We start from the raw sequence: 14,139 nt of genomic DNA on the forward strand, positions 1-14,139 counted from the left end.
GGCAACCTCCGCCGAGGCGCCTGACGGCGCCAGTCGCGATGCGGAGCAGCGCTCCAACAAGGTCGGAGACTACCGCACTGTTGGAGTAGCTTCAGCTCACGACTGGAGGCCGAAGGCCTCCCCAGCAGTGTTGCCAAGGCTGGCGATCACTGCCAACCACGGCAGCCTCCGCCGAGGCGCCTGACGGCGCCAGTCGCGATGGGAACTCGGAGCGCCGAACCGAGCGCTCCAACAGCGATTCTACCCACCGTCGGCGCCACACCGCTGTCGGAGGAAGCTTCAGCTCCGGTCCGACGCATCGGCGACTGGAGGCCAAAGGCCTCCCGGCGGCGTTGCCTACACCGCAAAGATCACCAGCGCCCCCGCCACGACCAGCAGTACCCGCAGCCACCATGCCCGACGGGCGATCACGCCGTAGGAGATACCGCCCAGCCCGATGGCGATCTTGACCATGTCGAATACCGCGGCGACGGGATCGAAGGCCAGGCGGATGATATCCGGGTTGGCGACCATGGCCAGCGGGATGATATAGAGCCCGATGCCCAGCGCCATGGCCTTCATTGCCACCTTGAGCCAGTTCTCCCCTACCATGCCGGCGGCGATGAAGACCCCACCGCAGACCGGCGGCGTGATGGTGGAGAGCAGCGCGAACCAGAACACGAACAGGTGCGCCAGCAGCGGCTCGAGACCGAGGGCGATAAGCGCGGGCCCGGCCACCGAGACGCAGATCACGTAGGCGGCGGTGGTCGGCACCTCCATGCCCAGTACCAGGCAGGCGAGCGCGGTGAGCAGCAGCGCCGGCCACAGCATCTCGTTGGAAAGGGAGAGGATACCCGAGGTGATCTTCACTCCCAGCCCGGTCATGGAGAGCACGCCAATCACCAGCGAGGCACAGATGATGATCGCACCGATCAATGATACCTGCCGCCCAGCCGTGATCAGAGCATCGGCCATTCGAGAGGCGAAGCCGCGCAGCGAGAAGCTGAGCGTCACATCGAAGAACAGCAGCAGCATACCGGCAAAGATGGCCAGGCTCGCCGCATACTGGGGCGTATAGCCGCCGAGAAAGATCCGCTCGAGCAATATGGCGAAAGGCACGGCGAAGAACAGCGAGGTGATCAGCACCTCCTTGCCGCTGGGCCTGTCGCTCTCGGCCATGGGGCGCAGGTCATGACGCGTGGCGTAGGCGTTGATGCCCACCCAGACGGTGGCAAAATAGAGAATCGCCGGCAGCATCGCCGCGGCCATGATCTGGGTATAGGGGGTCCCGGTAAGCTCGACCATGACGAAGGCCCCCGCCCCCATCAGCGGCGGCATGATCTGCCCACCCGACGAAGCCACCGCCTCCACGCCGCCGGCCAGGGCGCGCGGGTAGCCCAGGCGAACCATGGTGGGAATGGTGATCGCTCCGGTGGAGGCCACGTTGGCCGAGGCGGAGCCGGAGATCGATCCCATCAGGGCCGATGAAATCACCGACACCTTGGCCGCGCCGCCGGTCAAGCGTCCAGCGAAGGCGTTGGCCATGTTCATGAAGCCCTGCCCCGCCTCACCGGCATTGAGGACTGCACCGAAGATGACGAAGATCGCCACCACCCCGACGCTGACCCCCGTGAGGGAGCCCCAGAGACCGCCCTCGGCGATGGTCAGGGTACCGACGAGGCTCTGCATCGGCAGCCCCGGGTGACCGAACTGGCCGGGTATGTGGGCGCCGAATACCGCATAGAGCAGTGCCGCCACGGCAACCAGGGGCAGCGGCCAGCCGATGGCGCGGCGAGCCGCCTCCAGTGCCAGCCCGATGAGAAAGACGCCGATGGCCATCTGCAGGTGGGTATCGATGAAGCCGTACTGCTGCGACAGCGCCTCCTCGTTAAAGGCGATATAGCCGCAGGCGGCGATACCCAGCCCGGTCAGCAGCCAGCCGCTCCGGCGCTCGAACGGTGTCCGAGCGGCGAAGATCAGGATCCACGGTAGCGCCAGCGCCATGTGAATCGGCCGGCTCACCAACGCCGGGGTCAGGCCGTAGAAGATCAGGCCCAGGTGAAAGACCACCGTGATGCCGCCCAGCAAGACCCAGACCGGATGGACCCGCGACCGAGCGCTACCGACGGCCTCGTCGGCCGCCGGAGAAGAGGAGAATGTCGACATAGATGAGAAGCCTTTCGATCAGGGCCAGGCCAGCAGCACTGGCCCCAACAGGGAGTTAGGCATTGTCTGAAAAGTCGGCGAGCGAAGACCAGACAAGGCAAAAATCGGCGAAAAGACGGAGTTTACGGGGTGTAAATGAGTACTTTGAGCCGATTTTTAACGCCGTATGGCCGAGTGCAGCCAGTTTTCGGACAGGCCTAGCGCAGTTCGTCGGGAATCTCAATACCAGCCTCATCGTAGTAGCGCACCGCGCCCGGATGCAGCGACCCGGCAATGGTGCCGATCATGTCGTGGGTGATGCTGCCCCACCAGGCCGTCTCCTCCGCCATGGCATCCCGACGCTCCCAGAAGGTTCTGGTCAGGGTGTAGGCGGTGTCTTCATCCATGCCGGTGGTGGTATAGGCGATGACCGGCAGCGACGTGGTCTCGACGTCCTGATCCACGCCGGAGTAGGTGCCGGCCGGAATGGTCTGGCGTGCCGCACCGGTCTGCTCGATCTGCTCGTCGGTCAGGCTGACCAGGCTGATCGACATGCTGGCCGCGGTCTCGATCACGTTGGGCGTGGGGAAGGAGCTTGCCGTGACGAAGGCATCGATCTGTCCGTTCTTCAACGCATCGGGACCACTGCCGATCTCGGCGCTGGCCACGCGCACCTTGTCCATCATGTCGAACAGCTCGAGGTAACGCTCGGCCTCGCGGGCGCCGAAGGTGCCACGCCCGATCAGGATATGCTTGTCTTCCAGGTCCTCGAACCCGATGACCCCCTCGCCACCGGCCGCAACGAAGTGCATGGTGATCGCCGGAATCGGGAACAGTCCGCGAATCTCCTGGAAACGGGGGCTCTGCCGCTCGGCGAAGGGCCCCTCGCCGGCCATGGCCCTCTCCACCAGCCCCGGAGGTGTGGTGAAGACGTAGTTGCCCTGGCGGGCCATCACTTCCATCACGTTCTGCACCGAGCCCTGGCTCTCCTCCAGCGTGAGCTGGACATCGCCGTCGGTACCCTTGCGGATCGCCTCCGAGAGTTCCACACCCATCTGGTAGTAGGCGGTGCCGGCGGAGGCGGACTTGTAGGTCACACGGGTTTCCGCCTGGGCGGAGAAGGCTGTAGCACCCATCAGCACGGCAGTCGCCGAGGCCAGCAGGTTACGAGTGAAAGAGGGCGTAAACTGAGGCATATGTGTCTCCCCTGGAGAGTCGAGCATCGCTGAGCGATGTCGGTTGTTATCAAAGAATGTCCAGCAAAGTACTATAATGCCGATTTTTTCAGCCTTGACCACCCGAATATGGCCATCGAAGGAAAGCGTATGCGTATTGCGGCGGTAATCGGTGCGGCCGGTGGGATCGGCTCTGCCATCTGTGAGGCAATGTTCGACGCCGGGGATTGCGTCTTCCTGCTCGACAGGGAGGAGCGCCGGGAGAGCGTGCTGAGCACGCTGACAGCCCGGGGCGAGCGCGCATCATTCGTTGCCTGCGACCTGGCCGACCCCGAGAGTATCGCGAAGGCGTTTGCGCGAATCGAGCGACATGGCAAGGGGCTTGACGCCTGCATCAACGCGGCCGGCGTGATTCGCCGCGGTCGCTTCATCGATATCTCCCACGAGGACCTGGAGACCTGATGTCGGTCAACGTCACCGGTGCCTTCCAGGCGCTCCAGGCAGCCACCCGGCTGATGATCGCCAGCGGGGGTGGGCATATCGTCAACGTCGCCTCGTCGCATGGCCTGCGCACCACCGCCGAGCGTACGGCCTATGCCATGAGCAAGGGTGCCATCCTGGCACTGACCCGGGCGCTCGCCGTGGAGCTGGGGCCCCATGGCATACTGGTCAACGCCGTGGCACCGGGGCCCGTCGCCACCGGCATGCAGCATGCCGAGTCCGAATCACGCCGCCTGTGGCAGGCCAGTACCCCGCTCGGGCGCGTCGCCGCGGCCGACGAGGTGGCAAACGCAGTCGCCTTCCTTGCTTCTCCGGCAAACACCTTCATCACAGGCGACACCCTCATCGTCGATGGGGGCGCCAGCGTCTCCATGGGGTAGCCAACGAGAGGCTCGCCAACGAGAGGGTAACCAACAAGAACGAGCCGGCTAGGCGAAAGCCACCTTGGCCACATCCTGGTAGCGCCTGGCGAAATGCACTGTCACACCCTCCTTGAGATAGTCAGGCAGCTCTGCATAGTCGCGGCGGTTGGCCTCGGGCAGGATCACCTCGAAGATCTTGCTGCGACGCGCCGCGATGATCTTCTCGCGGATGCCGCCGACCGGCAGTACCTGCCCGGTGAGGGTCAGTTCGCCAGTCATCGCCAGCGGCCGGTCGATGGACTGGTGCCGGGCGAGCGAGAGCAGCGCCGTGGTCATGGTTACCCCCGCCGAGGGGCCATCCTTGGGAGTGGCCCCCTCGGGGACGTGAAGGTGAACGAAGGCGGAATCGAAGAAGTCCGCATCGGCGCCGTACTCGGCCAGGTGCCCCAGGGTGTAGCTGTAGGCGATATTGGCGGACTCCTGCATTACCTCGCCAAGCTTTCCCGTGAGCTTGAAGCCCCGGGTCAGGGAGTGAACCTTGCCCGCCTCGATCGGCAGGGTCGCCCCACCCATGGAGGTCCAGGCGAGGCCGGTGACTACACCCTCCCCCTTGAGCACCTGCTCCTGGCGGAACAGCGGGGCTCCCAGGAACTCCTCGAGGTTTTTCACTGACACCTTCACCGACTGCTGGTCGTTCTCCAGCAGCTTGACCGCGGCCTTGCGCACGATGCTGTGCAGCTGTTTTTCCAGCTGGCGCACACCGGCCTCCCTGGCATAGCCCTCGATGACCTGCTTGAGCGCGGCATCGGTGAGGTTGATGCGCTTCTTCGGAATCCGGTCACGCTTGAGCAGCTTGGGCCAGAGGTGATTCCTGGCGATGGCCACCTTCTCCTCGGCAATGTAACCCGATAGCCGGATCTGCTCCATGCGGTCGAGCAACGGCCCCGGGATCGAGTCCAGCGTGTTGGCGGTGCAGACGAAGAGCACCTTGGAGAGGTCGAGTCGTACATCCAGGTAGTGGTCGAGGAAATCGATGTTCTGTTCAGGGTCGAGCACCTCGAGCAGCGCCGAAGCGGGGTCGCCCTGGAAGGACTGCCCCATCTTGTCGATCTCGTCGAGCATGATCACCGGGTTTTCGACCTCCACCTCCTTGAGCGCCTGCACCAGCTTGCCCGGCATGGCGCCGATGTAGGTACGCCGGTGGCCCTTGATCTCCGCCTCGTCGCGCATGCCACCCACCGAGAAGCGATAGAACTGGCGACCCAGGGCCTCGGCGATGGAGCGCCCGACCGAAGTCTTGCCCACCCCGGGGGGGCCGACGAGCAGCAGGATCGAGCCGCCAACGTCGCCCTTGAAGGTACCCTCGGCGAGAAACTCGACGATACGCTCCTTGACGTCCTTGAGCCCGTCATGGTCGCGGTCCAGCACCCCGCGGGCATGGGCCAGGTCCATCTGGTCGGCGCTGCGAACCCCCCAGGGCATCGACGTCAGCCAGTCGAGATAGTTGCGCGTGGTGCCGTATTCCGGCGAGCCGGTCTCCAGCACCGACAGCTTGTCGAGTTCCTCCTCGATGCGGGTCAGAACCTTGGGCGGCACCACCAGGCTCTCGAGCCGGTCGCGGAAGGTATCCACATCGTTCTCGCGATCGTCCTTCGAGATGCCCAGCTCACGCTGGATCACCTTGAGCTGCTCGCGCAGGAAGAACTCCCGCTGTCGCTCCTGCATCTGGGCGTTGACCTGCTCGCTGATCTCCGTCTGCAGCTGGGCAACGTCGATCTCCTTGCGCAGCAGGGGCAGCACCTTCTCCATGCGCGCCTGTACCGGCAGGGTTTCCAGCACCTTCTGCAACTCGCCTCCCCGCGCCGAGGTGATGGCCGCGGCGAAGTCGGTCAACGGCCCCGGCTCGTGGGGGCTGAAGCGGTTGAGGTAGTGCTTGAGCTCCTCGCCATAGAGCGGGTTGATCGGCAACAGCTCCTTGATGCCGTTGATGATCGCCATGGCATAGGCGCGGGTCTCGTCCTCGTCGGCATCGACTGGCTCTCGCGGGTAGCTCACCTCGACCAGGTAGGGCGGTTTCTTGGACAGCCAACGCTGGATATGAAAGCGCCTGAGACCCTGGGCAATGAACTGGAGCTGCTGATCCTCACCCTGCAGCTTATGGACCTTGACCGCCGTACCGTACTCGGGAAACGACTCGTGGGTCAGGTTATCGACGCCGGTGTCGCCGACGAAGGCAACCCCCAGGGTGTGGTGGGGCGTGTTGCCGACCCGGCGCATCGTGTCCTCCCAGCGCTCGCGGTTGATCACCAGCGGCTGCACCTGGGCGGGGAAGAAGGGTCGGTTGTGAATCGGCAGCAGATAGATTCGTTCGGGCAGGTATTCGCTTGCCGGCACCATGGCATTGTTCAGGGGCTCTTCCTCTTCCCCGTCGGAGCCCGTCCACGCCTCATCCGTGCCGTCACGCATCGATTGTTGCCAATTCTGCTCATCCTGATCGTAATCGCTCATCGAAACCTCATCCTGCAGCTGGAAGCTGGAGTCTGACCTGAGGAATGCGGGCGCGACCGGCCAACTTCAAGTCATCGGCCCACTATTTCAGGTTGGCGTGTTCAGCGTGGCGTGGAATCGCCCCGGCAGCAAAGATTTCCAGGGAAGCGGGACGAAGCGCATGCTGGCGCCTCAGGCTCAACGCCACAGCTGGGGCAAGGGTCGGCTGTTGACACGCACCTGCCCTCTTCCCACATCCACTTCCAGGGTGCGGGTATCCAATGGCAGGCCGAGCCATAGGGCCACCACGGTAGGCAGGTCGTACCAGGTGAAGTCGCCGTCGAGGCGACGCCGCCAGCGCGCCTGCATGGCCGGGTCCTCGATGTCGACCAGCCTCAATTCATCGAGGCGGCGACCGTCAAAGAACAGTGAACCATCGACCCGGGCCGAAAGCCCCATCATGGGGCTATCCAGCTGAAGGTTCAGCAAGTCGAGGCGTGGCGAGTCCCTCAGCGCCTGAATCAGATGCGGCTCGAGCTGTGCCAGCAGTTCGTGGCCGTCAAGCTCATGGTGACCACTGGCCGCCAGCTCTCGAAGTCGGGAGGTGCTTGCCCGAAGCGCATCGGCATTCAGGCGTGACAACTCGAGTGCCAGCTCACCGGTGAGCAGCACCTGGCCTGCGGTGTGCACTTCGCCCAGGTCGATATCGAGCTGCATTCTCAGCTCCCGCTCATCCAGAACCGTGCGATTGGTGGCGCGAAGATTGCTGGCATCCAGGCTCAACTGAGGCTGGCGCCAGGCCATCGACTCTATCTGCAGTCGGTCCTCCTGGGTGAAGGCATGGGCATCTTCGGTATAGGCGTAGTGGCTGTTGAGCGTGGAGGGACCGATGGAGAGGCTGGCGACGCCATCCGTCAACCGCCAGGCATCGAGGTGCGCGCGGAGGCGCCAGTCACCCTGCTCACCGCTGAAATGGAGCCGCCCACCGTCGAAGACCAGTTCGCGATCCTGCTGGGTGACCCGCAAGGGCGAGAGGCGAAGCCCGCCTTCCAGGGTCCCCGTCAAGGTATGATAGCTGGCCTGCCAGAGGGGAGGCGAAGAGGCCAGCAGGTCACCGAACAGCTGGGCGTGATCCGGGCCATGGCGCAGCATCGCCTCACCGTTAAGGTGTGTATTGAGCACGCCGTGTCGCGCCCTGTAGGTCAGCTCCAGTTGCCAGACATCCCCCAGCAGCGGCGCCAGATGGATGCGGCCGGTCGATGACCACCATCCCCCCTCCACCTCCGAGCGCGACACCACCAGCTCGCCTCGCGCCTCGAGATCACTCAGCGTACGCGCCATTTCCCGTTCGAAGAAGTGGCTGGAAAGGGCTTGCCCTGCCAGCCAGAGCATCAGCAGAAATACCAGCAGCGGGACGATGAGACGTTCCTTGCGCATAGCACCGCCTCCTTGTCGTTTCCTTGACTATCACGTCTCAGGGTAACCTAGTGTAACCAAAGCCAGAGGTGCATCGTACTCCAGGCGTAGATTCCGGCCAGGACATCATCGATCATGATGCCGAACCCTCCTGCCACACGACGGTCCGCCCAGCGAATCGGCCAAGGCTTGAAGACGTCGAAAATGCGAAACAGGATGAACCCCCAGAGCGCCGCCTCCCAGGAGAAAGGTACCGCTGCCATGGTGATCCAGTAACCGACGAACTCGTCCCAGACGATACCGGAGTGGTCGTGAACGCCGAGATCCCGAGAGGTCCTGTCGCATAGCCAGACACCCACGACGAAGGAAACCGCCACCAGAATCAGGTACCAGTTCAGTGGCAACTCCGACATCAGCCAGTAGAACGGGATGGCCGCCAGGGTACCGAAGGTACCGGGCGCCCAGGGCACGGCACCACTGCCGAGACCGAAGGCAAAGAAATGGACGGGGCGCCGCCAGACGCTCGGGGGAGCGCGATTCATGATGCCCCGCCCTTGGCATCCGCCGCCCCGAAGTGCTGCCAGCCATGGAGGGCCGTATCGGCCACCCCGACAAGGCCCGGCTCGGCCGTGACCGTTCCAACCGGGGTCAATGCCAGCCCCAGTCCGGCCAGGCGATGGGTGGCTTCCGCCATGGCATCGGCGGGCAGGCTGACCAGCAGCTCGTAGTCATCGCCCCCCCCCAGCGCCGCCTGTCGGGCGCGCTCGGGATCCAGGGCCTGAAGTAGCCCTTCCGCCAGGGGCAGCGCCTCGACATCGACCCTTGCGCCCACGCCGGAAGCGGCCAGCACATGACCCAGGTCGGCCAGCAACCCATCGGAAATATCGATGGCCGCATTGGCCAGCCCGCGCAGCGCCTGGCCCGCATCCAGGCGGGGCTGGGGAAGCAAGTAGCGCTCCAGCAGGGGATGCTGCATATCTCTTTCGCCGCGCTGCCAGAGCGCCAGGCCGCCAGCACCTCCCCCCAGCGCGCCGGTCACGGCAAGCAGGTCTCCGGGCCTTGCTCCACCCCGAGTCAGGGCCTGCCCTCCGGGCACTTCTCCCATTACCGTCACCCCGATTGCCAGTTCGCCACGGGTCACGTCACCGCCGACCAGGGTGGTACCGGTCGCCGCACAAAGGCCATGGAAACCCCGGGAGAACTCGGCCAGCCAGGCGTCGTCGGTATCGGCCATGGCCAAGGCCATCAGGCACCAGCGGGGCTCGGCCCCCATGGCCGCCAGGTCGCTGAGGCTGACCGCAAGCGCCCGGTGGCCGATCACCTCGGCCGGCGCATCGGCAGGAAAATGCACCCCCACGACCGACGTATCGACACTGACAGCCAGCCGATAACCTGGGCGCGGCATCAGCAACGCACAGTCATCGCCCACACCCAGGGCCACACCGGCCCGTGAACCCGGGGCGGCAGGCGTGAAGTGACGGGCGATCAGTTCGAATTCACTGGTCACCTTGGTACCTTCAGCGGCGACGCGCGCTGACCTCGGCGCTACGCAACCGCGAGGCCAGCTTGTCGAGGATACCGTTGACGTACTTGTGGCCGTCGGTGGCGCCGAAGGACTTGGCCAGTTCGACCCCCTCGTTGATCACCGCCCGGTAGGGACATCCAGCCGATGCGACAGCTCGTAGGCACCGAGGCGCAGGATGGTCAATTCAATGGGGTCCAGCTCCTCGATGCGCCGATCGAGCAGGGGGCCGATGGCGGCATCCAGGTCACCGCGATAGCGAGCCACGCCGTGCAGCAGGTCATGAAAGAGAGCCAGGTCGGCGATTTCCATGACCTTGGCCCAGTTTTCATGATCCTCCATGTCTTCATCGGGGAGCTGGCTACGAAACTCCGATTCAACCGCCGAGATGGACTTGCCGGTCATCTGCCACTGGTAGAGCCCCTGGATGGCCAGCTCCCGGGCAGCGCGTCTCGCCTGCTGGCCCGTCGAAGGGGGACGCTTGGAACGCGGCTCACTCATGACTCTCTCCGACATCCCCGAAACCGCGCAACAGCGACACCATCTCCATGGCTGCCATGGCCGCCTCGGCGCCCTTGTTACCCGCCTTGGTGCCGGAACGCTCGATGGCCTGCTCGATGGAGTTGACGGTCAGCACACCGTTGGAAATGGGGGTGTCGAACTCCAGCTGCAGGCTACCAAGCGCCGAATTGCACCCCCCCGCCACATATTCGAAATGCGGCGTACCGCCACGGATCACCGCGCCTAGCGCGATCACCGCATCCGGCTTGGCCACCTGCAGGGCCCGCTTTACCGCCAGAGGAAGTTCCCAGGCCCCCGGCACATGGACGATATCGATATGCTCGGCATCCACGCCGTGGCGCATCAGGATATCCACGGCACCTTCCACCAGGCTGTCGACCACATGATGATTGAAGCGCCCCACCACGATCACGTAGCGGCCGTCGACATCGACGAAGTTGCCTTCCAACTGAGACAAGGTATGCATCGGATTATTCCTGCTGAAATCGGTTTTTGATCCTGCTGAATCGACTGGGCACACCCGAGAGTGAGCCGACTTTCCTCATAGTGCCAGACGGGGCTGCCTCAGTTCTCGCCAGGGGCCTCGGTGTCGCCCGGCGCAATCAGCTCGACCACTTCGAGATCGAAGCCGGACAGGGCGGAGAACTTCCACGGCGAGCTTAGCAGCCGCATCCGCCCCACGCCGAGATGGCGCAGGATCTGAGAACCCGTGCCGATGGTCAGGTAGTTGCCGGCACCGTCCGAATCGCTGGTGCGAGGCAGGCGGCGCCGCTCCAGGAACACCTCCAACTGGTCGCGGAAATCCTGGTGCGGGCGGCCATCGTCGAGCAGGACGAAGACACCCTGGTCAACGCGGGCCACCTCTTCCAGCGCACTGTGCGTCGTCCAGTTCTTGCCTTCGCCCTTCTGCAGGCCCAGCAGATCCCGCATGGTATCGGCCAGGTGTACCCGCACCGTGGTCAGGGTCTCGGGGGTGGGGTTGCCCTTGACCAGGGCCACGTGGTGTGCACCTTGAATACGATCGCGAAAGACATGCAGCGTCAGCTCGCCCACGGCCGTGTTGACCGGGGTCGACTCCACCGGCTCCACCGTCTGCTCATTGTGGATGCGATAGTGGATCAGGTCGGCGATGGTGCCCATCTTCAAGTCATGCTCGGCGGCGAACCGCTCGAGCTCGGGACGACGAGCCATGCTGCCATCGTCGTTCATGACTTCGCAGATCACACCGCTGGGATCGCAACCGGCCAGCGCCGCCAGGTCGCAGGCCGCCTCGGTATGCCCGGCCCGGCGCAGCACGCCGCCGGGCTCGGCCATCAGCGGAAAGATGTGGCCGGGCTGAACGATATCCTCGGCCCGGGCATTGCGTGCCGCTGCCGCCTGCACGGTACGCGCCCGGTCGGCGGCCGAGATACCCGTCGTCACCCCCTCGGCGGCTCGATGGAGAGCGTGAACTTGGTGCCGAAGCCGGAACCGTTGTCGCTCACCATCAGCGGCAGCTTGAGCCGCTCGCAGCGCTCGCGCGTCATGGGCATGCAGATCAGGCCCCGGGCATGACGTGCCATGAAGTTGATGTGCTCGGCCCCGACCTTTTCGGCGGCCATGATGATGTCGCCCTCGTTCTCACGATCCTCATCATCCATGAGGATCACCATCTTGCCCTGACGTATGTCCTCGATCAGGTCTTCGATGGGAGCCAGGCCCCCGCGGGAAGATTGCACCATGGAGTCTCCGAATGATCAGCAATAAAGGCGTTGCGGCACGTCGACCGTGGCGTTGGCATAGTCCGCTACTAACTAACGTCCGTTACTAAAGTCCTACGCCCCGCCTCGAATGGGCGTCAGGGTACCTTGGCGCGGCGTCGGGCGCCAGTAGTGAGCACCCTTGGCGCGGCGTCGGGCGCCAGTAGTGAGCACCCTTGGCGCGGCGTCGGGCGCCAGTAGTGAGCATCCTTGGCGCGGTATCGGGCGGAGGCCGCCGATGTGGGTGGTGATCGTTGGCATGGGCAACACCGCCGGGAGGCCTTCGGCCTCCGGTCGCCGATGCGTCGGACCGGAGCTGAAGCTGCTCCGACAGCGGCAAACACCTCCTCCCCGAGTTGCTCCCGGCGCCCTCACTTAGGGTTCCCGGGCCGCGCGGTGATACGCCAGTCGCGACCGATGGCACGGATATCGAGGATATCCAGCGGGCGCTGCTGGGCCATGCGCGTCAGCCCCGGCAGGGCGAACAGCGGCCGCGCATCACCGCCCAGCAGCGTCGGCGCCACGAACAGTTGCATCTCGTCCACCAGGTTCGCGTCGAGCATCGCGCCGGCAAGGGTCGCCCCGGTTTCCAGCAGCACCTCATTGACCAGCTCTTGCTCCGCCAGGTAGCGCAGCAAGGCGGCAAGGTCGGCCCGACCATCCTCGCCAGACGGCAAGACCAGTATCTCGGCACCGGCGGACTCCAGCCGGGCACGGCGTTCGGCATCGTAACCCATGACCGTCGCCACCAGGGTGCGCCCTGGCTCACGCAGGCAAGCCGCGGCCTGGGGCAGGCGAAGGTGCGTATCGACCACGACCCGCAGCGGCTGGCGACGGGCGATGACATCGGCCTCCTCCAGCCCGAGCTGGCTCGCCCTCACGGTCAGGCGAGAATTATCGAAGATGACCGAATCGACGCCGGTCAGTACCGCGCTGGAGCGAGCGCGAAGCCGCTGGACTTCCGTACGGGCATGGGGTCCGGTGATCCATTGGGACTCACCGGACTCCATCGCCGTGCGCCCATCCAGGCTCATGGCCATCTTCAACCGCACAAAGGGGCGGTGGCGGCTCATTCGCGACAGGAAACCGGGATTGATCGCCCGGGCCTCCTCCTCCAGCAGGCCTACCTCCACCTCGATTCCCGCCTCGCGCAGCATGGCGATCCCCCGGCCAGCCACCTCCGGGTTGGGGTCGGTCATGGCCACGACCACCCGCTTCACCCCGGCATCGATCAGTGCCACGGCACAGGGGCCGGTGCGCCCGTGGTGGGAGCAGGGCTCCAGGGTCACATAGGCTGTCGCGCGGCGAGCCGCTTCGCCTGCCATCCGCAGGGCATGAATTTCAGCGTGGGGCTCGCCGGCGCGCTTGTGCCAGCCCTCCCCCACCAGGCGAGTGCCCTTGACCAGGACACAGCCCACGCGGGGGTTGGGGTCGGTGGTATAGAGGCCTCGGCGGGCCAGTTGAAGCGCCCGAGCCATCCAGGCGGCGGCGGTAGGCTTGGCCATATCACTCCCTGGCAGAATGGGTAAGGCGGGATTCAGCGTTCGCCTTCATCGGTCGTGCCCGGCGGAAACCCCGGCTCCCGCGAGAGGCGGTCGATCTCGGCACGAAACTCGTCGATATCCTGAAAGCGACGATAGACGGAAGCGAAACGAATGAAGGCAACCTGATCGAGGCGCTTGAGCGCCTGCATCACCGCTTCGCCGATATCGCGCGCCTGAATCTCGCGTTCGCCACTGGCGCGCAGGCGCTGACGAATCCGCTCCACGGCGGCCTCGATGGACTCGGCGCTGACCGGACGCTTCTCCAGCGCCCGCAGCATGCCGGCACGCAGTTTCTGCTCATCGAAGCTTTCGCGTGAACCATCGGCCTTGACCACCCTGGGCATTACCAGCTCGGCGGTCTCGTAGGTGGTGAAGCGCTCACCGCAGGAGGTGCACTGGCGACGACGACGCACCTGGTCGCCCTCGGCCACCAGGCGGGAGTCGGTCACGCGGGTATCATGGGCGCCACAGAAGGGGCAATGCATGGTATCGATCCGTACGTGAAGCGGGGCGACCTACAGGTCGCTCGTGAGTCACAGGTGTTAGCTAGATGACACGATAGTGTACCCGCTCCCCCGCTGGCCGCCCAGCTCAGCCATTACCGACAGGCCCCGCTCAGGTCATACCCTCAGTGAGCGTGCTGGTGTTCGTGCTTTTCCTGCTCGCCATGGCCATGATGCTTACCGTCCTCAACCGTGATGCGCTCAACCGGGGCTTCGAACAGCTGTGATTCACCCGACTCGAAGA

General features: G+C 64.9%; 9 protein-coding genes and 3 pseudogenes. 1 reads left to right on the forward strand and 11 read right to left on the reverse strand.

The features are described 5' to 3' along the window. Positions 1-336 precede the first annotated feature (336 nt). Together Q427_RS27720 and Q427_RS27725 are read right to left on the reverse strand one after the other, a co-directional pair. Positions 337-2,145, reverse strand: a complete 1,809-nt coding sequence (locus Q427_RS27720) for a TRAP transporter permease (RefSeq protein ID WP_043518803.1) — start codon at positions 2,143-2,145, stop codon at positions 337-339. A gap of 197 nt (positions 2,146-2,342) precedes the next feature. Further along, positions 2,343-3,320, reverse strand: a complete 978-nt coding sequence (locus Q427_RS27725) for a TAXI family TRAP transporter solute-binding subunit (protein ID WP_043518804.1) — start codon at positions 3,318-3,320, stop codon at positions 2,343-2,345. 153 nt (positions 3,321-3,473) lie between these two features. Here Q427_RS27725 and Q427_RS34970 point away from each other — a divergent pair. Beyond that, a pseudogene (locus tag Q427_RS34970) lies at positions 3,474-4,177 on the forward strand (SDR family NAD(P)-dependent oxidoreductase); the annotation flags it as partial. A 51-nt stretch (positions 4,178-4,228) separates the two neighbouring features. Here the strand turns inward: Q427_RS34970 and lon are convergent. From lon to nrdR, 9 genes and pseudogenes are all read right to left on the reverse strand, one after another. Further along, positions 4,229-6,670, reverse strand: a complete 2,442-nt coding sequence (gene lon / locus Q427_RS27735) for an endopeptidase La (RefSeq protein WP_043518805.1) — start codon at positions 6,668-6,670, stop codon at positions 4,229-4,231. A gap of 177 nt (positions 6,671-6,847) precedes the next feature. Further along, complete coding sequence (locus Q427_RS27740; protein WP_043518806.1) at positions 6,848-8,086, reverse strand: DUF945 family protein; 1,239 nt, start codon at positions 8,084-8,086, stop codon at positions 6,848-6,850. 47 nt (positions 8,087-8,133) lie between these two features. Then, positions 8,134-8,607: a phosphatidylglycerophosphatase A family protein gene (locus Q427_RS27745; RefSeq protein WP_043518807.1), complete on the reverse strand. Its 474-nt coding sequence runs from the start codon at positions 8,605-8,607 to the stop codon at positions 8,134-8,136. Further along, positions 8,604-9,572: a thiamine-phosphate kinase gene (thiL, locus tag Q427_RS27750; protein WP_043518808.1), complete on the reverse strand. Its 969-nt coding sequence runs from the start codon at positions 9,570-9,572 to the stop codon at positions 8,604-8,606. The genes Q427_RS27745 and thiL overlap by 4 nt, the downstream gene beginning before the upstream one ends. A 10-nt stretch (positions 9,573-9,582) precedes the next feature. Next, positions 9,583-10,088, reverse strand: a pseudogene (gene nusB / locus Q427_RS27755) (transcription antitermination factor NusB). Beyond that, on the reverse strand, positions 10,081-10,575 hold the full coding sequence (gene ribH, locus Q427_RS27760) for a 6,7-dimethyl-8-ribityllumazine synthase (protein ID WP_043518809.1): 495 nt from the start codon (positions 10,573-10,575) through the stop codon (positions 10,081-10,083). The pseudogene nusB and the gene ribH overlap by 8 nt, the downstream one beginning before the upstream one ends. Positions 10,576-10,673: 98 nt before the next feature. Beyond that, positions 10,674-11,830 (reverse strand): annotated as a pseudogene (gene ribBA / locus Q427_RS27765) (bifunctional 3,4-dihydroxy-2-butanone-4-phosphate synthase/GTP cyclohydrolase II). A 389-nt stretch (positions 11,831-12,219) separates the two neighbouring features. Next, positions 12,220-13,353 carry a bifunctional diaminohydroxyphosphoribosylaminopyrimidine deaminase/5-amino-6-(5-phosphoribosylamino)uracil reductase RibD gene (gene ribD, locus Q427_RS27770; protein ID WP_043518811.1) on the reverse strand — a complete coding sequence of 378 codons (1,134 nt, stop codon included), beginning with the start codon at positions 13,351-13,353 and terminating at the stop codon, positions 12,220-12,222. 32 nt (positions 13,354-13,385) lie between these two features. Beyond that, positions 13,386-13,877 carry a transcriptional regulator NrdR gene (gene nrdR / locus Q427_RS27775; protein WP_043518813.1) on the reverse strand — a complete coding sequence of 164 codons (492 nt, stop codon included), beginning with the start codon at positions 13,875-13,877 and terminating at the stop codon, positions 13,386-13,388. Between the last annotated feature and the right edge of the window lie 262 nt (positions 13,878-14,139).

Source organism: Halomonas sp. BC04, from assembly GCF_000568385.1.

Coding starts and splice junctions, on each gene's coding strand:
- Q427_RS27740 (WP_043518806.1), bottom strand. CDS start 8,086: ATGCGCAAGGAACGTCTCATCGTCCCGCTGCTGGTATTTCTGCTGATG.
- ribD (WP_043518811.1), bottom strand. CDS start 13,353: ATGGCCAAGCCTACCGCCGCCGCCTGGATGGCTCGGGCGCTTCAACTG.
- lon (WP_043518805.1), bottom strand. CDS start 6,670: ATGAGCGATTACGATCAGGATGAGCAGAATTGGCAACAATCGATGCGT.
- Q427_RS27725 (WP_043518804.1), bottom strand. CDS start 3,320: ATGCCTCAGTTTACGCCCTCTTTCACTCGTAACCTGCTGGCCTCGGCG.
- Q427_RS27745 (WP_043518807.1), bottom strand. CDS start 8,607: ATGAATCGCGCTCCCCCGAGCGTCTGGCGGCGCCCCGTCCATTTCTTT.
- nrdR (WP_043518813.1), bottom strand. CDS start 13,877: ATGCATTGCCCCTTCTGTGGCGCCCATGATACCCGCGTGACCGACTCC.
- Q427_RS27720 (WP_043518803.1), bottom strand. CDS start 2,145: ATGTCGACATTCTCCTCTTCTCCGGCGGCCGACGAGGCCGTCGGTAGC.
- ribH (WP_043518809.1), bottom strand. CDS start 10,575: ATGCATACCTTGTCTCAGTTGGAAGGCAACTTCGTCGATGTCGACGGC.